Origin of the sequence: Ruegeria halocynthiae (assembly GCF_900106805.1) — a bacterium.
GTDB lineage: Bacteria > Pseudomonadota > Alphaproteobacteria > Rhodobacterales > Rhodobacteraceae > Ruegeria > Ruegeria halocynthiae.
Map to the genome: position 1 here is coordinate 100,561 of NZ_FNNP01000008.1, position 20,695 is coordinate 121,255.

23 protein-coding genes are annotated in these 20,695 nt (G+C 58.2%); 18 read left to right on the top strand and 5 right to left on the bottom strand.

Annotation, left to right across the window (positions count from 1 at the left end):
• Positions 1 to 11: 11 nt before the first annotated feature.
• The 3 genes from BLU89_RS17065 to fsa all read right to left on the bottom strand — a co-directional run bounded on the left by BLU89_RS17065 (position 12) and on the right by fsa (position 2,486).
• Positions 12 to 932, bottom strand: a complete 921-nt coding sequence (locus tag BLU89_RS17065) for a tyrosine recombinase XerC (protein WP_074738264.1) — start codon at positions 930 to 932, stop codon at positions 12 to 14.
• Positions 929 to 1,636 carry a DUF484 family protein gene (locus BLU89_RS17070; RefSeq protein WP_074738266.1) on the bottom strand — a complete coding sequence of 236 codons (708 nt, stop codon included), beginning with the start codon at positions 1,634 to 1,636 and terminating at the stop codon, positions 929 to 931. The genes BLU89_RS17065 and BLU89_RS17070 overlap by 4 nt, the downstream gene beginning before the upstream one ends.
• A gap of 196 nt (positions 1,637 to 1,832) precedes the next feature.
• Positions 1,833 to 2,486, bottom strand: coding sequence for a fructose-6-phosphate aldolase (gene fsa, locus BLU89_RS17075; RefSeq protein ID WP_074738268.1), 654 nt, complete (start codon positions 2,484 to 2,486; stop codon positions 1,833 to 1,835).
• A gap of 88 nt (positions 2,487 to 2,574) precedes the next feature.
• Here fsa and BLU89_RS17080 point away from each other — a divergent pair, with 88 nt between their 5' ends.
• From BLU89_RS17080 to BLU89_RS17095, 4 genes are all read left to right on the top strand, one after another.
• The gene (locus BLU89_RS17080; RefSeq protein WP_074738270.1) at positions 2,575 to 4,770 is read left to right on the top strand and encodes a primosomal protein N'; all 2,196 of its coding nucleotides are present in this window, start codon (positions 2,575 to 2,577) and stop codon (positions 4,768 to 4,770) included.
• Between the two features lie 78 nt (positions 4,771 to 4,848).
• Positions 4,849 to 6,081, top strand: coding sequence for an MFS transporter (locus BLU89_RS17085; protein WP_074738272.1), 1,233 nt, complete (start codon positions 4,849 to 4,851; stop codon positions 6,079 to 6,081).
• Between the two features lie 66 nt (positions 6,082 to 6,147).
• Positions 6,148 to 7,020, top strand: coding sequence for a 50S ribosomal protein L11 methyltransferase (locus tag BLU89_RS17090; protein WP_074738274.1), 873 nt, complete (start codon positions 6,148 to 6,150; stop codon positions 7,018 to 7,020).
• 106 nt (positions 7,021 to 7,126) lie between these two features.
• A complete protein-coding gene (locus tag BLU89_RS17095) occupies positions 7,127 to 7,471 on the top strand; it encodes a hypothetical protein (RefSeq protein ID WP_074738276.1) in 345 nt (114 codons plus the stop codon).
• A 116-nt stretch (positions 7,472 to 7,587) separates the two neighbouring features.
• On the opposite strand, the gene BLU89_RS17100 is transcribed toward BLU89_RS17095, so the two are convergent.
• Positions 7,588 to 7,800 (bottom strand): DUF1127 domain-containing protein, encoded by a 213-nt coding sequence (locus BLU89_RS17100; RefSeq protein ID WP_074738278.1) that lies wholly within the window; start codon positions 7,798 to 7,800, stop codon positions 7,588 to 7,590.
• Between the two features lie 333 nt (positions 7,801 to 8,133).
• Here BLU89_RS17100 and ruvC point away from each other — a divergent pair, with 333 nt between their 5' ends.
• The 14 genes from ruvC (at position 8,134) to BLU89_RS17170 (ending at position 20,450) form a co-directional block, all read left to right on the top strand.
• Complete coding sequence (ruvC, locus tag BLU89_RS17105) at positions 8,134 to 8,631, top strand: crossover junction endodeoxyribonuclease RuvC (RefSeq protein WP_074738280.1); 498 nt, start codon at positions 8,134 to 8,136, stop codon at positions 8,629 to 8,631.
• Positions 8,628 to 9,305 carry a Holliday junction branch migration protein RuvA gene (gene ruvA / locus BLU89_RS17110; protein ID WP_074738282.1) on the top strand — a complete coding sequence of 226 codons (678 nt, stop codon included), beginning with the start codon at positions 8,628 to 8,630 and terminating at the stop codon, positions 9,303 to 9,305. Before ruvC ends, ruvA begins: the two co-directional genes overlap by 4 nt.
• A 4-nt stretch (positions 9,306 to 9,309) precedes the next feature.
• Positions 9,310 to 10,329 carry a Holliday junction branch migration DNA helicase RuvB gene (gene ruvB, locus BLU89_RS17115; RefSeq protein WP_074738284.1) on the top strand — a complete coding sequence of 340 codons (1,020 nt, stop codon included), beginning with the start codon at positions 9,310 to 9,312 and terminating at the stop codon, positions 10,327 to 10,329.
• 63 nt (positions 10,330 to 10,392) lie between these two features.
• A complete protein-coding gene (locus tag BLU89_RS17120) occupies positions 10,393 to 11,016 on the top strand; it encodes a hypothetical protein (protein WP_074738286.1) in 624 nt (207 codons plus the stop codon).
• Positions 11,013 to 11,396 carry a tol-pal system-associated acyl-CoA thioesterase gene (gene ybgC, locus BLU89_RS17125; RefSeq protein WP_074738288.1) on the top strand — a complete coding sequence of 128 codons (384 nt, stop codon included), beginning with the start codon at positions 11,013 to 11,015 and terminating at the stop codon, positions 11,394 to 11,396. Before BLU89_RS17120 ends, ybgC begins: the two co-directional genes overlap by 4 nt.
• A 106-nt stretch (positions 11,397 to 11,502) precedes the next feature.
• Positions 11,503 to 12,198: a protein TolQ gene (tolQ, locus tag BLU89_RS17130; RefSeq protein WP_074738290.1), complete on the top strand. Its 696-nt coding sequence runs from the start codon at positions 11,503 to 11,505 to the stop codon at positions 12,196 to 12,198.
• A gap of 2 nt (positions 12,199 to 12,200) precedes the next feature.
• Positions 12,201 to 12,671 carry a protein TolR gene (gene tolR, locus BLU89_RS17135; protein ID WP_074738292.1) on the top strand — a complete coding sequence of 157 codons (471 nt, stop codon included), beginning with the start codon at positions 12,201 to 12,203 and terminating at the stop codon, positions 12,669 to 12,671.
• Positions 12,672 to 12,686: 15 nt separating this feature from the next.
• Positions 12,687 to 13,790, top strand: coding sequence for an energy transducer TonB (locus BLU89_RS17140; protein WP_074738294.1), 1,104 nt, complete (start codon positions 12,687 to 12,689; stop codon positions 13,788 to 13,790).
• The gene (gene tolB / locus BLU89_RS17145; protein WP_074738296.1) at positions 13,787 to 15,106 is read left to right on the top strand and encodes a Tol-Pal system beta propeller repeat protein TolB; all 1,320 of its coding nucleotides are present in this window, start codon (positions 13,787 to 13,789) and stop codon (positions 15,104 to 15,106) included. Before BLU89_RS17140 ends, tolB begins: the two co-directional genes overlap by 4 nt.
• Before the next feature lie 86 nt (positions 15,107 to 15,192).
• Positions 15,193 to 15,696, top strand: a complete 504-nt coding sequence (pal, locus tag BLU89_RS17150) for a peptidoglycan-associated lipoprotein Pal (protein WP_074738298.1) — start codon at positions 15,193 to 15,195, stop codon at positions 15,694 to 15,696.
• Positions 15,697 to 15,700: 4 nt separating this feature from the next.
• Positions 15,701 to 16,531 carry a tol-pal system protein YbgF gene (gene ybgF, locus BLU89_RS17155; protein ID WP_074738310.1) on the top strand — a complete coding sequence of 277 codons (831 nt, stop codon included), beginning with the start codon at positions 15,701 to 15,703 and terminating at the stop codon, positions 16,529 to 16,531.
• Complete coding sequence (gene tilS, locus BLU89_RS17160; protein WP_074738300.1) at positions 16,528 to 17,781, top strand: tRNA lysidine(34) synthetase TilS; 1,254 nt, start codon at positions 16,528 to 16,530, stop codon at positions 17,779 to 17,781. Before ybgF ends, tilS begins: the two co-directional genes overlap by 4 nt.
• A 76-nt stretch (positions 17,782 to 17,857) precedes the next feature.
• Positions 17,858 to 19,774: an ATP-dependent zinc metalloprotease FtsH gene (gene ftsH / locus BLU89_RS17165; RefSeq protein ID WP_074738302.1), complete on the top strand. Its 1,917-nt coding sequence runs from the start codon at positions 17,858 to 17,860 to the stop codon at positions 19,772 to 19,774.
• A 100-nt stretch (positions 19,775 to 19,874) separates the two neighbouring features.
• Complete coding sequence (locus BLU89_RS17170; RefSeq protein WP_074738312.1) at positions 19,875 to 20,450, top strand: MOSC domain-containing protein; 576 nt, start codon at positions 19,875 to 19,877, stop codon at positions 20,448 to 20,450.
• Between the two features lie 47 nt (positions 20,451 to 20,497).
• On the opposite strand, the gene BLU89_RS21635 is transcribed toward BLU89_RS17170, so the two are convergent.
• Positions 20,498 to 20,695, bottom strand: a 198-nt coding sequence (locus BLU89_RS21635; protein ID WP_218129428.1) for a hypothetical protein, incomplete at its 5' end; no start/stop codon positions are given.

Below are 20,695 nucleotides of genomic sequence, written 5' to 3' on the forward strand. Positions count from 1 at the left end.
AGGGGTTTGGTTCAGGCTTTGGGGTGCGTGCGATTGTAGACATCCATCAGCCGGGCCGTATCGACTGCTGTATAGGTCTGAGTGGTCGAGAGCGAGGCGTGGCCCAAAAGTTCCTGGATCGCGCGCAGGTCGCCACCGGCCGACAGTAAATGGGTGGCAAAGCTGTGACGCATCGCGTGCGGAGTGGCAGTGGCCGGTAGTCCGAGTTGCATCCGCGCCTTTGCAACCACTGCCTGAATGATCCCCGGATTGAGCGGACCGCCACGCGCACCGCGAAAAAGTGCAGCACCAGAAGACTGAGGGTGCGGGCATAGCCGGAGATAGCGGTCAACTGCAGAACGGGCTGCGGGAAGGACCGGAACAATTCGTTCTTTGTCACCCTTTCCCGATATACGTAGCGTATCCGGCAAGGGGGCATCTGAACCGGTCAGCGAGAGAGCCTCGGAGATGCGTAATCCGCACCCGTAAAGGAGTGTCACAACCGCGACATCCCGTGCAGCCACCCAGTCGGATGACGACTGCAGCTCGACCGTTTCTATCATCTCGCGGGCGGCGTCTTCAGCCAGAGGGCGGGGCAGTTTCTTGGTGAATTTGGGTGCGCGTGTGGACAGGACGGCGGTCGGCTCGAACCCTTCGCGCTCGGCCAACCAACGATAGAAGGTTTTGACCGCAGACAGTTTGCGCGCCAGCGATCGTGCGCCTACGTCCGAATTACGCTGATCCGCCATCCAGGCGCGCATATCCGAGACTGTGATACGCTCTAACGCGGCCAACCCTTGCCGTTCGCTGTGATGCAGGGTCATGAAGGACAGGAATTCTGTGACGTCTCCGCGATAGGCATTGAGCGTATTTTCAGACCGCCCCGATAGCGCCTTCAGACTGTCCAGCCAATGCTGCAGCGCGTCGCGGCAGGCTGGGGAGATCAGGTTCACGACAGCCAGTGACGCATCGAGCGTTCAAATACGCCAGCAAAGAAGGTAAGAAGATCTGTTCCGAGCTGAGGTGAGAAATGTCTTGGGTCGCAAGCACCCATGACAATCATACCGGGTAGACGGCCGGTGCCCAGATCCAGTTTCAAACAAGCCTCAGATCGCAACTGGTCAGCTTGTTCGCCGTAGACTTGGGGATTGGGATGACGAATTTCGCGCAGAGTAACTTCACGGGGTTGGCCGTTGCGGTCAGAGGTCAGGTAGCTGTCAATAAAGCCGGGTTCTGCAACTGTTAGAACACCGCCAAGCTGATTCACCACCGGGTCGTCACGCACAACCGTGGTTTCAAGCACCAGAGTGATATGATCGACGCGCAGGATTTCAGCCACATCGTTACCGAGCGCACGCAGGAAATCTTCGAACACAGTAGGTTCCAGCAGGCGCAGAATGGCGCGATGCACCTGATTGGTGCCTGCCAGATTCTCGTAGGCCGCCGCTATGACCGAACGATGTGTATCCTCAAGGCGATCCAGTCTCGCCTCAAGCCGCTGCATGGCGATGCCGCGCAGGTCGATGACATTGTCACCCCGCGCCTGTTCGTTGGCCGCCACCAGCGCCTGCATCAGGTCTTTGTCATCCAGCACGGCGTCAGGCTCGGCCAGAATCGCTGCGCGGAGGTTATCCTTGAGTTTAGGTTCGCTGCTCATGTCCCGTCCGGTCGTTTTTTTGTTTTGCGAGCTTATACCACGGGTCGCCGGAATTGCCTTGGAAAAAATGCAAGTGGAAGGCGAATTTCGTTTGTGTTGTAGCGGGGGCTCCCGCCTGCCATGCGCTGATCAAAGATCAGCTTTGGCAGTTGGGCCGGGCGCGGCGCCTGACGGCACCGCGCGGTGGAGCCAGAGGTCAGAGGATTTTCTGACCTGTCTTGGCCCAGTCGGCCAGAAAGATTTCCAGGCCTTTGTCGGTCAGCGGGTGATCGGCCAGTTTCTTGATCACGCCCGGAGGTGCTGTGATCACGTCAGCACCAATGCGGGCACTGTCGGTTACGTGGTTCACCGTGCGGATCGAGGCGGCGAGGATTTCGGTTTCAAACCCATAGTTGTCATAGACCTGACGAATATCGGCGATCAGGTCCATGCCATCGAGGTTGATATCGTCCAGACGACCGATGAAAGGTGAGATGAAGGTCGCGCCTGCTTTGGCCGCAAGAAGCGCCTGATTTGTCGAGAAGCACAGTGTCACGTTGACCATCTGCCCTTCGTCGGTCAGTGTCTTGCAGGTTTTTAGGCCGGCCCATGTCAACGGCACTTTGACAGCGATATTCGATGCGATCTTGGCCAGTTTGCGACCTTCGGCGATCATGTCATCGGCCTCGGTGGCGACCACCTCGGCGGACACCGGACCTTCGACCAGATCGCAGATCTCTTTGGTCACTTCAAGAATGTCGCGGCCCGATTTCAGGATCAGCGAGGGGTTGGTGGTTACGCCGTCCACCATGCCCAGATCGTTCAGTTCGGCGATGGCGTCGATCTCGGCAGTGTCTACGAAGAATTTCATGAGGGCAGTCCTTTGATGGGTTGGCCTTAGTCGCGGATGGCTTTACCTCAAAGAAACCCATGCTGAAACCCCCTGCTAAGGATATGCGTTGAGCACTCAGGAGTATTTCGATCACGGAGAGCTGGTGGCGGTTCTAACCACGCAGCCCTTGGACCGGACGCTGGATTACAAAGCGCCCGAGTGCGGGTGCTTTCTGGGGGCGTATGTCGAGGTGCCATTAGGCCCACGCAAGGTGCTGGGTGTGGTCTGGGGATCGGGGCAGGGGGGCTTTGATCTTGCCAAGGCGCGCTCGGTGATCCGAGTGCTGGAAGTCGCGCCAATGCGCGAAGAGATGCGTTTGTTTCTGAGTAAGGTGGCTGACTACACGTTGACCCCGATGCCCGCGATGCTGCGTCTGGCTACGCGCGCTCCTGGGCTTGGTGATCCGCCGTCGATGCGTAAGATTTACCGGCTGGGGAACGCTCAGCCAGATCGGATGACTGACGCGCGGACCCGTGTGCTGGAAGTTCTACGGGATTATGGCGGATTGGCGTTCACGCTAAAGGAACTGGCAGAGCAGGCTGGTGTGACATCCTCGGTCGTCAAGGGGCTGGTCAAACAGGGAGCGGTTCGCGAAGAAGACAGTCCGCGTGATTTGCCCTATCCGCATCTGGATCCGGATCTGCCGGGCAAAGAACTGACCGAAGATCAGGCGGCGGCGGTTGCTCGGCTACAGGCCGGGCAGCGCACTGGCGACTACGGCACGGCGCTGTTGAAAGGTGTTACCGGCTCGGGCAAGACCGAGGTCTATCTGGAAGCGGTCGCCGAGGCGCTACGGATGGGACGGCAGGCATTGGTCTTGCTGCCCGAGATTGCGCTGACTGCGGAATTCCTGACAAGGGTCGAAGCCCGGTTCGGTGCCAGCCCCGCCGAATGGCATTCGGGGGCAACAATGACGGAACGCCGCCGGGTTTGGCGGATGGTCGGGCAGGGCGATGCACAACTGGTTGTCGGTGCCCGGTCAGCTCTGTTCCTGCCATTCCGTAATCTGGGGTTGGTGGTTGTCGATGAGGAGCACGACACCTCGTACAAGCAAGAAGACGGCGTGCATTACAGCGCGCGGGATATGGCGGTGTTGCGATCCTCGATCTGCGGAGGGCGGGTGGTGCTGGCCAGCGCGACACCTTCGCTGGAGAGCTGGGCCAATGCCGAGGCAGGGAAATACGAGCGCATCGACCTGACGGCGCGCTTTGGCGCCGCGGTGTTGCCCGAGATGAAGCCCATCGATATGCGGGCCGAGCAGATGCAGCCAGGGACGTGGATTTCCCCCTCGCTGCGGCAGGCAGTGCGGCAGCGGATCGAAAAGGGCGAGCAATCGCTGCTGTTCATCAATCGTCGCGGCTATGCACCGGTGACTTTATGCCGGGCCTGCGGGGAACAGATCGCCTGTGACCACTGTGATGCGCGGATGGTTGAACACCGGTTCCTGAAACGACTGATGTGCCACCAATGCGGTGAGACCAAGCCGATGCCTGAAATCTGCCCCTCTTGCGGGGTCGAGGGCAAGTTGGCCCCGGTCGGGCCGGGGATCGAACGGCTGGCGGAAGAGGCCGAGGTGACTTTTCCCGAAGCAAAGATCGCAATGCTCAGCTCGGACCTGTTCGGTTCAGCCCGGGCATTGAAAGCCAAGATCGAAGAGATTGCACAGGGCGATGCGGATATCATCATTGGCACTCAGCTGGTGGCGAAAGGGCACAACTTTCCCAAGCTTACGCTGGTTGGTGTGATTGATGCCGACCTCAGTTTGCACGGAGCCGACCTGCGCGCTGCAGAGCGGACGTTCCAGTTGATGCGGCAGGTTGCTGGACGGGCAGGGCGGTCGGACAAACCCGGGCAGGCGCTGTTGCAGACCTTTCAGCCAGAACATCCCGTCATTCGGGCGATTCTGTCGGGCGATGAAGAGGGGTTCTGGAAGGCTGAAGCCGCAGGCAGGCAGGCGGCAGGCGTACCGCCTTATGGTCGTATGGCTGGGATTGTCCTGTCCGGCCCCGAAGTTGGCCCGGTCTTTGACATCGGCAACGCCATGGCCCGCAATGATGCGCCGTTGCGCGACGTCGGTGCGCAGGTTTTTGGACCGGCCCCTGCACCGATAGCGCGAATACGTGGGCGTCACCGTGTGCGGCTGCTGGTCAAGGCGCCCAAAGGTGCGCCGATACAGGACGCAATCGCCCGCTGGATTGCCCCACTGAAGCTGAAAGGCGATATCCGCCTAACCGTGGATATCGACCCGCAGAGCTTCTACTGACCCTGCATCAGCGCAGAGCCAATGTGCGCCAACCGCTTTCCTCTCGCCAAAAGCGACAAACCGGCGTAGATCACCCTCATGCTGAAATCCATGCCTCTGTCAGAGGCGCAGAGTCTTCCGCTCTGGCGCCGTCCCATGACTCTCCTGTTCGTGATGGCGCTGACCATGCCGATCGCGTTCAACGCGTGGAGTGCTTTGTTGAACAATTTTGTCATCGAGGCAGCGAATTTTGATGGGGCCGACATTGGCCTGCTGCATACGGTGCGCGAAATTCCGGGGTTTCTGGCCATAGGCGTAATTGCTGTGATCCTGTTTATCCGCGAGCAGGTTCTGGCCATGATTTCATTGATGATGCTGGGTGTGGCGACCGCAGTGACAGCGTGGTTCCCAAGTCTTGGGGGGCTGCTGTTCGTGACCTTTTTCAGTTCGATCGGATTTCACTACTACGAAACGGTAAACCAGTCGTTGCAACTGCAATGGTTGCCCAAGGAACGCGCGCCGCAGGTGCTGGGCTGGTTGGTGGCGATGGGCTCGGCCGCGACGGCCGTGGTCTATGGGCTGATCGTGCTGACATGGGACCGGTTCGATCTGTCCTATAATTTTGTGTTCATGGCCGCCGGTGGCGCGACCGCTTTGTTGGCCTTGTTTTGTCTGTTCGCCTATCCTCAATTCGATGCGCCGACACCTCAGACCAAGAAGATCGTGCTGCGCAAACGCTATTGGCTTTATTACGCGCTGCAATTCATGGCTGGCGCACGGCGGCAGATTTTCATTGTCTTCGCGGGCTTCATGATGGTTGAGAAATTCGGGTTTGAGGTGCACGAACTGACCAGCCTCTACCTGATTAACCTGATGATCAATATGGTTGCTGCCCCTATGCTGGGCAAAGCGGTGGCCACGTTTGGTGAACGCCGTACGCTGATTTTCGAGTATACGGGCCTCGCCATCGTATTTGCGGCCTATGGCGGTATCTATTGGTTCGGTTGGGGTGTTCTGTTGGCGGCGACACTTTATGTGTTTGATCATGTTCTGTTCGCTTTGGCGCTGGCGCTAAAGACCTATTTTCAGAAAATCGCCGACCCCGCGGATATTGCGCCCACGGCTGCTGTGGCCTTTACTATCAACCATATCGCCGCTGTGTTCCTGCCCGCACTCTTGGGTCTGCTTTGGGTGGTTTCACCTGCCGCCGTATTCGGCCTGGCCGCTGCCATGGCGATGATCTCTCTGGGTCTTTCGCTTTTGATCCCGCGGCATCCTGAGCCGGGGAACGAAACGATCCTGACTAAATACGCCCCTGCGCCCGCTGAATAGTCGCCAGCGCTTGACCTTGGCGCCGCGCGGTCCTACGCGCAGAGGCGACTTAGACAGGAGGTCCCAATGCCCACTTTCACCGCGCTGACCACTCTGCCCGGCAAAACTGCAGCCGATGGTCTTGGCGAGGCGATGGAGCGCCTTTACCCAGAACCCACCGGCGTTGGTGTGTTCGAGGTCGAGGATGGTTCGGGCCTGTGGGAGGTCGGAGGCTATTTCACCGAAGCCCCGGATGAGACCGCCCTTGCCGTTCTGGCCGCTGCATTCGAAGCTAAGCCCTTTGTGGTTTCAGAATTGCCTGAAACCGATTGGGTCGCGCATGTGCGCCGTGAACTGGCCCCGGTCGAAGCGGGCCGTTTCTTTGTCTATGGCAGTCATGACGTTGGTAAGCTGCCCGAAGGGCGCATTCCGCTTCTGATCGAGGCCGCGATGGCTTTTGGTACTGGCCATCATGGAACTACCCTGGGCTGCCTCAAGGCTTTGGATCACCTTCTGGATGAAGGTTTCACCGCCTCCAAGATCGCCGATATCGGGTGTGGTACTGCCGTTCTGGCCATGGCCGCCGCGCGGGTCTGGGAGGGTGATATTATCGCCAGCGACATAGATGAGGTCGCTGTTGACGTGGCCGAGGCCAACCTGAAAGCAAACGGTATGGCGGATGCGGTTCACTGTGTCGAAGCTGCAGGATTCGACCATCCGGACCTGAAGGAACATGCGCCTTACGACCTGATATTTGCCAATATTCTCAAAGGGCCGCTTGTTGCTCTGTCGCCCGAGATATCCGCGAATCTGCGCGCGGGAGGGCAGGCGATCTTGTCGGGAATCCTTAATGAGCAGGCTAATGATGTGGTATCTGTTTATCTCCAAAATGGCTTTAATCTTGCCCGTAGAGATGAGATTGGTGAATGGACGACGCTAATCTTAAGCAATCACGGCTGAATTTAGGCCATTTGCGGGAGATTTGTGGATTTTCGCCACGTTTTTGTCGCATTCTCTAATTACCGTCACTGAATGCAATCCGGGGGGGCGGTTTTCGGAGGCTGCCATGACAGGAAAACAACTTGAATTCGATCAGCGCGTCACGCGTCTGAACAAAAAGCATCACAAACTCAACCGGGGCTATCGTGCTACGATGCGGTCGGATGGGTTGGTAGTGATGAAACCGCAGCGGGTTCGATCGGCGATTCCTGCAAAGGTATTGCTGCTCTGTCTGGTAGGGTTCTTTGCATTCAAGGGGTTCTTGCTATCCCATCTTGGCCCCTCTGCTTACGACACACGTGTCGAAAGCCTCAATCAGGGGACTTCGGTCGAAAAAGCTGGCGCCTGGATCATGCAGGCCGATCCGGTGACCGTATTACTGTCGACACAGTTGAACAAGGTTCTGTTCTAACAAGGCACTTTGCATCCTTCTGAGAAGAAAAAAACACCGCGTGCCTTGTGGCAAGCGGTGTTTCTGTTTGCCCCGCAGGGAGGAGGGCGGGGCGTATGAGTGATGTACCGCTATCTTTAGCGGCGGCCTTCGGCGACAAAGTCAATGTCGCCACGGCACAGACCGATATCGTCCAGTTCGCGGTCGGTCAGACCGCTCAGCGCGTTGCGGGTTGCGCGGGCGTCATTCCATTCGACAACGGCGTTTACGACCGATGCAAAAATTGCGCCGATACGGCCGACGAGGCCGAATGAGCCAGTGGTGGTGCGGGTGGTGTCCAGTGCAGCCATATCCTGTTTCCTTCTGGTTTGTGTTAAACTCTGATCTTGCGATCTGAGCGGCATTTAGTGATGTGTTTTGCTCCGCGCAAGCGCAGAAATTGCATGTGTCCTATGCATTTTTTGCAAGGCTCAAAATCACTGAAAACCCCTTAAATCATTGATTAAATTCTGCTTAGAAAAGCGTCGAAAACGTACCTGATACTGTCGCAAACAGACCGGAGTAACACGAGTGCGACACAGGTGTCGGTTTTAGACTTCAAACCGATTTCCATGGATAATGTTCACGCTTCGTGCTAGTCGAGGAAAAAAGATTACACAAACCAGAGCAGGCCGAGACAAATTATGCGAATTCTGGGCATTGATCCGGGGCTTAGGACTCTGGGATGGGGCGTCATCGAATCGCATGGCAGCCGCCTGAGCCACGTTGCCAACGGATTGTGCAAATCGGACGGAGACGATCTGGGTGAGCGACTGCTATCGCTCCACAATCAGATCGTCGAAGTCATTGCTGAGCACAATCCAGATCAAGCAGCCATTGAACAGACCTTCGTCAACAAAGACGGGGCGGGCACACTTAAGCTGGGTCAGGCGCGCGGCGTTGCGCTGTTAACGCTGGCACAGGCGGGCTTGCCGGTGGGGGAATATGCTCCCAACCGGGTGAAGAAAACCGTGGTGGGCGTCGGGCATGCCGAAAAAGAGCAGGTTCTGCATATGGTAAAGCTGCAGCTACCGGGCTGTTCTCCCAAGGGGGCGGACGCCGCGGATGCTTTGGCGATTGCAATTTGCCATTCCTACTATGGGGCCGCACCGCAGGCACGGATGAAAGAGGTACGCATATGATTGGCAAACTCACCGGACGTCTGGATTACCGCGCGGCGGATCACGTGCTGATTGATGTGCGCGGGGTCGGCTATATCGTCTATTGCTCGGACCGGACCATGGCGGCCCTGCCAGGGGTAGGTGAGGCAATGTCAATCTACACGGACATGGTCGTACGCGAAGATCTGATGCAGTTGTACGGTTTCCTGTCGCTGGTGGAAAAGGAATGGCATCGGCTTTTGTGCTCGGTGCAAGGCGTCGGGGCGAAAGTGTCGCTGGCGATCCTCAGCGCGCTGGGGCCGGATGGGGTTAGCCGGGCGATCGCCTTGGGCGACTGGGGTGCGGTCAAGGCCGCAAAAGGCGTGGGGCCAAAGACCGCGCAAAGGATCGTACTTGATCTGAAGGACAAAGCCCCCGGCGTTATGGCCATGGGTGGCACCGTGACCGAAGCGTTGGATGGTCCAGCGCTTGAAGTGGTCGAGCCGGGTGAACCCGCGTCTGTGCCGAAGAGTGTGGCCAGACAGGTATCGGGAACTGCGGCGGCCTCGGCTGGGGCATTGTCGGCGTTGGCCAATCTGGGCTACGGCCCGTCGGAAGCGGCCTCAGCCGTGGCCGAAGCAGCGGCTAACCTGCCTGATGCGGGCGAGGCCGATCTGATCCGTGCTGCGCTGAAACTGCTGGCTCCGAAAGGGTAACTGAATGGTAGATGCTGATCCGGCCCTGCGCCCCGAGCCGATGCCCGAAGACAATGACCGTGCATTGCGCCCGCAAGGCCTCGATGAATTTATTGGCCAAGCCGAAGCGCGCGCCAACCTTCGCATTTTCATCCAGTCTGCCCGACAGCGAGGCGAGGCGATGGATCATACCTTGTTCCATGGCCCCCCAGGATTGGGGAAAACAACACTGGCCCAAATCATAGCGCGCGAATTGGGCGTGAATTTCCGCATGACTTCTGGGCCGGTTCTGGCCAAGGCGGGTGATCTTGCGGCGATCCTGACCAATCTGGAAGCGCGGGATGTGTTGTTCATAGACGAGATTCACCGACTGAATCCGGCTGTGGAAGAGGTACTTTATCCCGCGATGGAGGATTTCGAGCTGGATCTGGTGATCGGCGAAGGCCCCGCGGCACGGACGGTTCGGATCGAATTGCAGCCCTTTACACTGGTAGGGGCGACGACGCGAATGGGGCTTCTGACAACTCCGCTGCGTGACCGTTTCGGGATCCCGACGCGGTTGCAGTTCTACACTGTTGATGAGTTGCATGAGATCGTTACCCGAAATGCTCGCAAACTGGGTGCGCCCGCTGACGATGAAGGTGCGCGCGAGATTGCGCGGCGGTCTCGCGGAACGCCTCGGATCGCGGGGCGGTTGCTGCGGCGCGTGGTGGACTTTGCCATTGTCGAAGGCGATGGGCGGATCACACGCGATCTGGCGGATGGTGCATTGACCCGGCTGGGGGTGGATCATCTGGGGCTGGATGGGGCCGACCGTCGGTACCTAAAGCTGATCGCCGAAAACTATGCCGGTGGACCGGTGGGGATCGAGACACTTTCGGCAGCCTTGTCCGAGAGTCGGGATTCCTTGGAAGAGGTGATCGAACCCTATCTGTTGCAGCAGGGTTTAATCCAGCGCACGCCGCGCGGTCGGATGCTGGCACAGAAGGCATGGACCCATTTGGGAATGGCTGCGCCTAAGGGGCGGAGTGATCTGTTTGGTTGAAGCCGCGCGCCAGAAATTCTAAGCCTTCGGCGAGAGTATTTTCGGAAAGATGAAGGGCCAAGTGTGACTCCGCAAGAGATCGAAGTACTGTTCACCCGCGAAAGCGGAGAGTTTTTGTTTGCGCGTTGGGGAAGACCCATTGTGCCGATCGTGTTTGGTGTCGAGGATGAAACACTGGCCACTGTCAAAGGTGCGTTCGAGGCGGTCGTAACGCTCGCAGGGCACAAGATGGCCGAGACGGATCCGGAATTGGGCGCCAATTGCATGGTGTTCTTTTTTCGCGACTGGCAGGAACTGCTTGAGGTTCCTGATTTGGATCGCCTGGTCCCGGACCTCGCGCCTTTGGTAAAGCGCCTGATTGCGGCCAAAGCCAATCAGTACCGGATCTTTCGGTTCGAAGAAGATGGCGCTATTCGCGCGGCATTTGTGTTTCTGTGTATGGATAAGGACCTTTCAGAAATTCCGGCTGAAACTCTGGCGCTCAGCCAGGTGGTGCAGACCATGCTTCTGTGGTCGGATACAGCATTCCGAACTGCGTCGCCTCTGGCGATTGCGGGTGACGCCACGATCTTGCGGCCCGATATTGCCGCGCTGATCCGTGCCGCCTACGATCCGGTCCTGCCGGGTGCCGCGCAGGACAGCTCTCATGCGTTGCGCCTGTTTGCCAGATTGGAGCCACCGCAATGAAACACCACTACCCGGTTCGCGTGTATTACGAAGACACCGACATGGGCGGGGTGGTCTATCATGCGAACTATTTGAAATTCATAGAACGCGCCCGGTCCGATTGGGTGCGCAAGCTGGGTAATGATCAGAACGCGATGCGAGATGCGGGCATCGTCTGGGTGGTTCGGCGGATCGAGGCGGATTATCTGGCTGCGGCACGGTTCGAAGATGAGTTGGTGGTAGAAACCGAGATGGTCTCGCTTTCGGGTGCACGGCTAACCATGTCGCAATTGGTCAGACGTGGTGAAACCGAGATATTCCGCGCCGTAGTGACGGCGGTTTGCATGAACGCACAGGGCAAACCGGTGCGCCTTCCGGCAGAGATTCGCGCATTGATGTAACATTTTCACCCTCTGGGGTGGTTCTGTTGGCTTTTCATATCCATCTGCGTTAGCGTTTGGCAAAACAAGGCCAAACGGCCATCAGGCAAAACTAAAGAGCAGGTTCATGGAAGCTGAAACGCTGGCGCTGGCGCAGGAGATCGACTTCTCCATGTGGGGGCTGTTTGCCCGTGCAACATTTATCGTCAAGGTGGTGATGCTGATCCTTGTGGTCGCATCAATCTGGTCTTGGGCGATCATCATTCAAAAACTGATCAACTACCGCGCGGCGCGACGCGAGGCGCAGGTATTTGATGAATCCTTCTGGTCGGGCAACCCTCTGGACGAGCTGTTCGAAAAGATCGGAACGCAGCCGGATGGCAGTTCTGAGAAGATTTTTGCGGCCGGGATGATCGAATGGCGTCGCTCACACCGAACGGATGGTGGTTTGATTGCCGGGGCGACAGCCCGGATCGATCGTTCAATGGATGTAGCGATCGCGAAAGAGGCGGAAGGGCTGCAAAAAGGACTGTCCATTTTGGCCACTGTTGGTTCGACGGCACCGTTCATTGGTCTGTTCGGCACCGTCTGGGGCATCATGAATGCCTTTATTGAGATTGCGGAACAGCAAAACACCAACCTTGCCGTTGTGGCCCCAGGGATTGCCGAGGCTTTGCTCGCAACGGGTCTGGGCCTGCTGGCTGCGATCCCGGCGGTGATTTTCTACAATAAACTCAGCGCGGACAGCGACCGGATCGTTGGCGGCTACGAGGCCTTCGCCGATGAGTTCGCCACCATCCTCTCGCGTCAGCTGGACAGCTGACGATGGGTGCGGCGGTTCAGCAATCCTCGGGCGATAACGGGCGCAGGCGCGGACGGCGACGCGGACGCGCACAACCGATGGCTGAGATCAACGTGACGCCTTTCGTGGATGTAATGTTAGTGCTGCTGATCATCTTTATGGTGGCGGCGCCTTTGCTGACCGTTGGCGTGCCTGTTGATCTGCCAAAGACGGCAGCCAGTGCCTTGCCCGGTGACAACGAAGAACCTTTGACGGTTACGCTGACGGCAGATGGACGGGTGCAGATCCAGACAACAGATGTTCTGCGCGATGAGTTGATCGGCAAGCTGCGCGCGATTGCGGCTGAACGCAGCAGTGACCGCGTGTTCCTGCGCGCGGATGGGGCCATTCCCTATGCACAGGTCATGCAGGTGATGGGCGCGCTGAATGCGGGCGGGTTTTCCAACGTGGGCCTGGTGACCGACACCGGCGGGCCGACGCTGGACGATGGGTGAGAGTGAGGTTGCGCGGTGGAGACCGGCACCAAGATTTCAGCAATTGCGCATGTCAGCTTGATAAGCTGGGCGCTTTTCGGCGGGACCTTCCGGTCCGAGCCTTTGCCGATGGCCGTGCAGGATGTCTCAGTGATTTCAGCTGAGCAGTTTGCGGCCATGACCGCACAGCGGGAAGCACCCGAGCTGCCGACTGACCCGGCTGAGCTGCAACCACCTGCTGAGCCTGATGAGATCGACACCCCGGACCCCACACCGGAAGAGCTGCCAGAGCCAGAGCCCGTCACCCAGCCGGAACCCGAACCCGAGCCCGAGGTTGAACCAGAGACAGTAGAAATATCTCCTGAACCTGAACTGATCGAACAACCACCGACGCTTGAGGAGCCCGAGCCCGAGGTGGCAGCGCTGCCGGTTCCTCCGGGACCCGAGGCAGAACCGAATCCGGCGGACAAAATCGCGCCTGAACAGGTTGCCCCTCCACCGCCCGAAGCCAAGCCGGATGACATCGAGACCCCGGCGGTCTCTTTGGATGAAGGGGCGGAAACCCAGCAGGAGCAGCAAGATCAGACAGCACTCGAAGAGACCGCGCCTGAAATTGTGACCGAGGCGGAAGAGGTCGATAATCCGGCCCCCCGGACATCCCCCCGCCCTCGTGTACGCCCGAACCGCCCAGCACCAACACCTGAACCCGAGATTACCGAAACAACGGAACCTGCTCCAACAGAGCCTGCGCAAAACGAGCAAGCGATCAACGACGCGCTAGCCGAAGCGCTTGGCAATGGAACCGAACCATCCGGCCCACCGCTGACCAGCGGAGAAAAGGATGGCTTGCGCGTTGCCGTTTCACAATGCTGGAATGTCGGGTCGCTTTCGACGGATGCGCTCAAAACTGTTGTTGTTGTCGCGTTTTCCCTGACACGGGATGGAAAAGTGGTCGATGGCAGTCTGCGAATGGTGAACAGTTCCGGTGGCTCGGACGCTTCGGCTAAACAGGCTTACCAAACTGCACGGCGCGCGATATTGCGCTGTGTGAGGGATGGATATGACCTGCCTGCTGACAAATACGCGCAGTGGAAAGATATTGAGATTACATTCAATCCCGAGAGGATGCGGATCAAATGATGAAACTTCTGACCAGCCTCTTAGTTGGCCTTACCCTACTTTCGACTTCGGCCTATGCCCAAAGTGGCCCGCTACGCCTGGAAATCGATGAAGGGATCATCGAGCCAATGCCGTTTGCGGTTCCTAATTTCGTGCCCGATGGACCATCGGCGGCACAGTATGCGCAGGATATCTCGCGAGTGGTCGTGTCGGATTTGACAGGAACAGGTTTGTTTCGCGAAATCTCATCCGATGCCTTCATCAGTCGGGTCAGCAGTTTTGAAGCTGAGGTGCAGTTTCCCGATTGGAAGGCGATCAATGCGCAGGCGCTGGTGACGGGGGCGGTCAACGTATCGGGCAAGCGCCTGACAGTCCGGTTCCGGGTTTGGGATGTATTCTCGGGGCAGGAACTGGGGAATGGTCTGCAATTTGCGGGCACAACAGATGGTTGGCGTCGGATGGCGCATAAGGTTGCGGATCAGGTCTATACACGGATCACAGGTGAAGGCGCTTACTTCGACAGCCGCGTGGCGTTCGTATCGGAAAGTGGCCCCAAGGATCAGCGGCGCAAACGACTGGCGATCATGGATTATGACGGTGCGAATGTACAATACCTGACCGACAGCGCGGCGATTGTGTTGGCCCCTCGGTTTTCGCCTACCGGTGACCAGTTGCTCTATACCAGCTACGAGACCGGCCAGCCGCGTATCTATGTTCTGGATGTCGGCCGCGTGAAGCGGCAAGAGCTGAAAACGCAGGAAGGCACGATGAGCTTCTCACCGCGCTTCTCGCCGGATGGCCGCTCGATCGTGTATTCACTGACCCAAGGTGGAAACACCGATCTGTGGAAGATGGATCTGGCGTCGGGGCAAAGCGTGCGGCTGACCAATACGCCTGCAATTGAAACCGCGCCAAGTTATTCTCCGGATGGCAGCCGGATCGTGTTTGAAAGCGACCGTTCGGGCACCCCGCAGCTGTATATCATGCCCGCCAATGGGGGTGAGGCGACACGGATCAGTTTCGGACAGGGGCGCTATGGCACGCCGGTCTGGTCACCGCGTGGTGATTTGATTGCCTTTACCAAACAAAACAAAGGCCGGTTCCATATCGGTGTCATGCGCACGGATGGCAGCGAAGAGCGTCTTCTGACCGCATCGTTCTTGGACGAAGGGCCCACATGGTCACCGAACGGGCGGGTCATTATGTTCACCAGAGAAACGCAGGGGGCGAGCGGTCGATCGACGCTCTATTCCGTGGATATTTCTGGCCGCAACCTGCGCCCTGTTCGGACGCCAGATGGCGGTAGTGACCCGTCCTGGGGGCCACTTCAGAATTGATCGGAACAGACGGTGGGTAAAGTTCACAACAAACCCGCAATGTGATAGAAACGCGGCAATAAACAACGAAACACGAGGCACTTGAAATGAAACTATTGAGCAAAGTCGTGGCTATCGGGGCGCTGACCCTGATCGCTGCCTGTTCCAATAATGATCCGTCGGCTCTGGGCGGAGGCGCTGGTGGCAACGGTGCTCTGGTCCCGGGTTCTCCTAATGATCCGCGCTCGCCGGCATATTTCCAGCAAACTGTTGGCGATCGGGTTCTGTTCTTGGTCGATCAATCCACATTGTCACCACAGGCTCAGACGATCTTGCAGGGACAGGCGGATTGGCTTTTGGCCAACCCGGATTTTGTCGCCAAGATCGAAGGCCACGCGGACGAGCAGGGCACACGCGAATATAACCTCGCATTGGGGGCCCGTCGGGCAAACGCGGCGCGGGAATATCTGATCTCGCGCGGAGTTGCAGGCAACCGGCTGACCACCGTCAGCTATGGCAAGGAGCGCCCGATCGAAATTTGCAGCACCGAGGATTGCTATTCCAAGAACCGCCGCGCGGTGACGGTGCTAACCGGTTCAACCTTGGGGTAAGATGATGCGAATTGCAGGTTTGGTTCTGGCGGCGGTTATGGCCGTCGCTGGCGTGGCTCAGGCACAGGATCAGCAGACGCTGGCGGATATCCGTCAGGAACTGACAGTGCTGCATGTGGAAATCCAGCGTCTCAAGCGCGAATTTTCAACCACCGGCTCGCCCGCCCCGAACTTGTCCGGCAGTTCGGTACTGGAGCGTGTCGATGCCATCGAGGCCGAGTTGCAACGTCTGACCCGTCAGACCGAGCAGTTGGACCAGCGGGTGCAGAATGTCGTCACCGATGGCACCAATCGTATTGGCGATCTTGAGTTTCGTCTGGTTGAGCTTGAAGGCGGTGATCTGAGCGCTCTGGACGAAACCTCGACGCTGGGTGGTGAGACGCTGACGGATGTGGCTGTGGCCCCGTCGCCTACACCAACACAACCATCGATCACGGACCAGAGTGAGCTTGCCGTGGGTGAGCAGGCCGATTTTGACGCTGCCTCACAGGCGTTGGCGGAGGGAGATTTCCAAACTGCAGCCAACCTGTTTACGCAGTTTGACCAATCTTATCCTGGCAGCCCGCTGGCAAGCCAAGCCAATCTGCGGCGCGGACAGGCGCTGAAAGGGGTCGGCGATACACGCGAAGCGGCGCGTGCATTTCTGGCCAGTTTTACCGGCGATTCCGAAGGGCCTCTGGCGCCCGAGGCGCTGTTTGAACTGGGCGCGGCGCTTGGACGCCTGGGCCAAACGGATCAGGCCTGCATAACGCTGGGTGAAGTTGGTGTGCGGTTCCCGGCGTCGGCACCAGCGGCTTCGGCCACGCAGGAAATGGCAACGCTGGGCTGTTCTTGACCTCTGACGCCGATACGCTTCGGTCTGAACTTCGGGCGCACCTACCTGACCCTCTGCCGCGCCGTCTGGGTGTGGCAGTGTCCGGAGGCAGCGATTCGACGGCGCTGCTGCGGCTGTTGGCGGACATTGGGCAGCAAGAGCAGATCGAGCTGTTTGCAGCAACCGTTGATCATGGCCTCCGATCCGAATCCGCCTCAGAAGCTTTGACCGTTTCTGCGCTGGCGCAACGCTTGGGTATTCCGCATGAAACGCTGAACTGGCAGGGGTGGGACGGAGCCGGCAACCTGCAGGATCAGGCCCGGCGCGCGCGGTATCGGTTGTTGGTCGCTTGGGCCGAGGCGAAAGGGATTGAGGCAATTGCATTGGGTCATACAGCGGATGATCAGGCCGAAACTGTTCTTATGCGGCTGGCCCGTTCTGCCGGAGTCTCCGGGCTGTCTGCCATGGCGCCCGCCCGCAAGGAACATGGGATCACGCTGCTGCGCCCCATGCTGGCGTTGTCGCGGGCACAACTGCGCACTTATCTGACCGCACAGGGTATCTCCTGGATCGACGACCCCTCGAATCAGGACCAGCGCTTTGACCGGATCAAGGCGCGTCGGGCGCTTTCCGGGCTGGATCAGATCGGCATCACGGCAGAAACACTGTCACGGGTAGCTGATAATTTGGCCCAAGCGCGTGAAGCATTGGCGCAGTACACGCAAGACTCTGCCGCTCGGCTCATGCGGGTTATGGATGGCGATCTGCGCATTGATCGCCACGGGTTTGATGCTTTGCCCAAAGAAATCCGGCGCCGCCTTGTTGTCGCATCTGTCTCGTGGATCGCAGGTGCCGAATATCCGCCCCGTCGCAAAGCGGTGGATCAGGTATTGGAGGCCATATCGTCCGGCCAGGCAACTACGCTAGGTGGCTGCATTCTGATTCCCGAAGGAAAAAACACTTGGATTTGCAGAGAGCTAAACGCCGTCAGGCACGAAACGACGCAACCGGCGGAACTTTGGGATCGGCGGTGGAGAGTGACCGGCCCAGAAGCCCTGGGCGCAGAAATCCACGCGCTGGGTGAGGATGGCATTCTGCAGTTGGAAGACTGGCGCTTGGCAGGAAAACCCCGTGCAGCTTTGTTATCGACCCCTGCAGTGTGGGTCAGAGGCTCGATGGTGGCCGCGCCCCTTGCTGGATTCGCAAATGATTGGAAGGCGGAAATGCGATCCGAGAGAGCCGACTTTGCCGCCGTGATTTTATCGCATTGAACATGCCACAATCCTCTCTATTTTAAAGAACAACCCCGGCGGACCCCAACCGTCGAAACCTTTCGGGAGATTTTCCTTGGGCAACGCTCGTAACATCGCCTTCTGGGTCGTTCTGTTTCTGCTGATCCTTGCACTGTTCAACCTGTTCAGCGGACCCAGCGGATCGCTTCAGAACAATGAACGCACCTATTCCGATTTTGTCAGCGCTGTAGAAAGCGGCGAAGTCAAGAAAGTGACGCTGGATGGTGAGCAGATTCGCTATTCCACTCAAAGTGGCGCAAACTATGTAACCATCAAACCTACTGACGCTGAAGTCACCAGGCTGCTGATTGACAAAAACATCCCCGTTGAGGCGGTGAAACAGCAGCAGTCCGGGTTCCAGTCCTTCCTGATCACGCTGCTGCCTTTCCTGTTGCTGATCGGTGTCTGGGTCTATTTTATGAACCGGATGCAAGGTGGCGGCAAAGGCGGCGCGATGGGTTTTGGCAAGTCCAAGGCCAAGATGCTGACCGAAAAGCACGGGCGCGTGACCTTTGATGATGTCGCAGGCATCGACGAGGCCAAGGAAGAGCTGGAAGAAATTGTGGAATTCCTGCGTAATCCGCAGAAATTCAGCCGTCTTGGCGGCAAGATTCCCAAGGGCGCGCTGCTTGTTGGCCCTCCGGGTACTGGTAAAACGTTGCTGGCCCGTGCCATTGCGGGCGAGGCGGGTGTGCCATTCTTCACCATCTCGGGCTCGGATTTTGTTGAAATGTTCGTCGGCGTCGGTGCATCCCGTGTGCGCGACATGTTCGAACAGGCCAAGAAGAATGCACCCTGCATCGTCTTCATCGACGAGATCGACGCCGTGGGTCGCCATCGTGGCGCGGGTTACGGCGGCGGTAATGATGAACGCGAACAGACTCTCAACCAATTGCTGGTTGAGATGGACGGGTTCGAAGCCAATGAGGGCGTGATCATTCTGGCCGCCACCAACCGTAAGGACGTTCTGGACCCTGCGCTGCTGCGTCCGGGCCGGTTCGACCGTAACGTGACCGTCGGCAACCCCGACATCAAAGGCCGTGAGAAGATTTTGGGCGTTCATGCCCGCAAGACACCTCTGGGCCCTGACGTTGATTTGCGGATCATCGCACGCGGGACACCCGGTTTTTCGGGTGCCGATCTGGCGAACCTTGTGAACGAGGCAGCCCTGATGGCAGCCCGTGTGGGCCGTCGCTTTGTCACAATGGAAGATTTTGAGAATGCCAAGGACAAGGTGATGATGGGGGCCGAACGCCGCTCGATGGTGCTGACCCAGGACCAGAAGGAAAAAACGGCGTATCACGAGGCGGGTCATGCCGTTGTCGGCCTGTCCCTGCCTCTATGTGATCCGGTCTACAAGGCGACAATTATTCCGCGCGGTGGCGCGCTGGGGATGGTGGTTTCGCTGCCCGAAATGGATCGCTTGAACTATCACCGCGATGAGTGCGAGCAAAAGCTAGCCATGACCATGGCCGGTAAGGCCGCAGAGGTCATCAAATACGGTGAAGACCATGTGTCGAACGGCCCTGCCGGTGACATCATGCAAGCCAGCCAGTTGGCGCGGGCTATGGTGATGCGCTGGGGCATGTCCGATAAGGTCGGCAATATAGATTATGCCGAGGCGCATGATGGGTACTCTGGCAATACTGCTGGTTTCTCGGTTTCAGCTCACACCAAAGAGCTGATCGAGGAAGAGGTCAAACGCCTTATCCAGCAGGGGTATGAACGTGCACACGATATCCTGACCGAACAAAACGAAGGCTGGGAACGTCTGGCGCAAGGGCTGCTTGAATATGAAACCCTGACCGGGGAAGAGATCAAGCGAGTCATAAATGGTGACCCACCCACCGAAAGCGATGACGAAGGCGACAGCCCGGATGAAGGCAGCGCGCCCAGCGTGACGGCCATTCCGAAGACAAAGGCCAAGAAATCACCGCCTGACGGCGAGATGGAGCCCGAACCCACAGCGTAAATCTAAAGAAACCCGGGCCTAGCCCGGGTTTTCTTATGCTGTTCATTTCTTGCCCACCAAGTCTACAGTTCAGATCGTTCGACAGATGAAAGGGGTGATTATGCCAGTGCTGTGCGAAACTGAGTATCAGGCCGAGGTCGTCTGGTTGGGGCATGTGCCGGTGGGGCAGTCTCTGCGCGCCGAGGCCGTCGAATCCCTGAACCTGGGCTTCTCGGGCGACAGTGGCGCGCGCCACGAGGGCATCAACCGTGCATCCTGTGTGCGCGTCAAAAACCTTTATCCGCAAGGAACAGAAATCCGAAACGTGCGTCAGTTGTCGGTTCTTTCTGCTGAAGAAATGAATGCCATCGCCGCCGAAATGGAATTGGAGCGGTTGGATCCCGTTCACCTCGGGGTCAGTATCGTATTGCGAGGTATTCCGGATTTCACCCATGTACCGCCGTCATCGCGCCTGCAGGCGAAAGAAGGTTTGACGCTGACGATCGATATGGAAAACCGTCCTTGTGTCCTGCCCGGACGTGAAATCGAGTCTGACAGTCCGGGCTACGGAGCAACCTTCAAGCCTGCCGCGAAAGGCAGGCGCGGCGTCACGGCCTGGGTCGAGCGTCCGGGTCAACTTAGTCTAGGTGACACACTGAAACTGTTCGTTCCGGATCAACGTCCCTGGGCACCATAAGGCCCGGCGTTTCTCATTGAAGACCCGGGAAATGACCCGACGCCGTTTCACGGCATGATTATGTCGGAATCCATATCCTTCAATTCGGTGTACAATTGTATGGATTGCACAGCGCCGGCGCCCCGCGTCGGTTTTGCACGGCATTCAATCAGGGACCCTGCCCAATGAGCTACAAATCCGACATCGAAATCGCCCGCGAGGCGAACAAGAAGCCGATTCAGGAAATCGGCGCCAAAATCGGCATC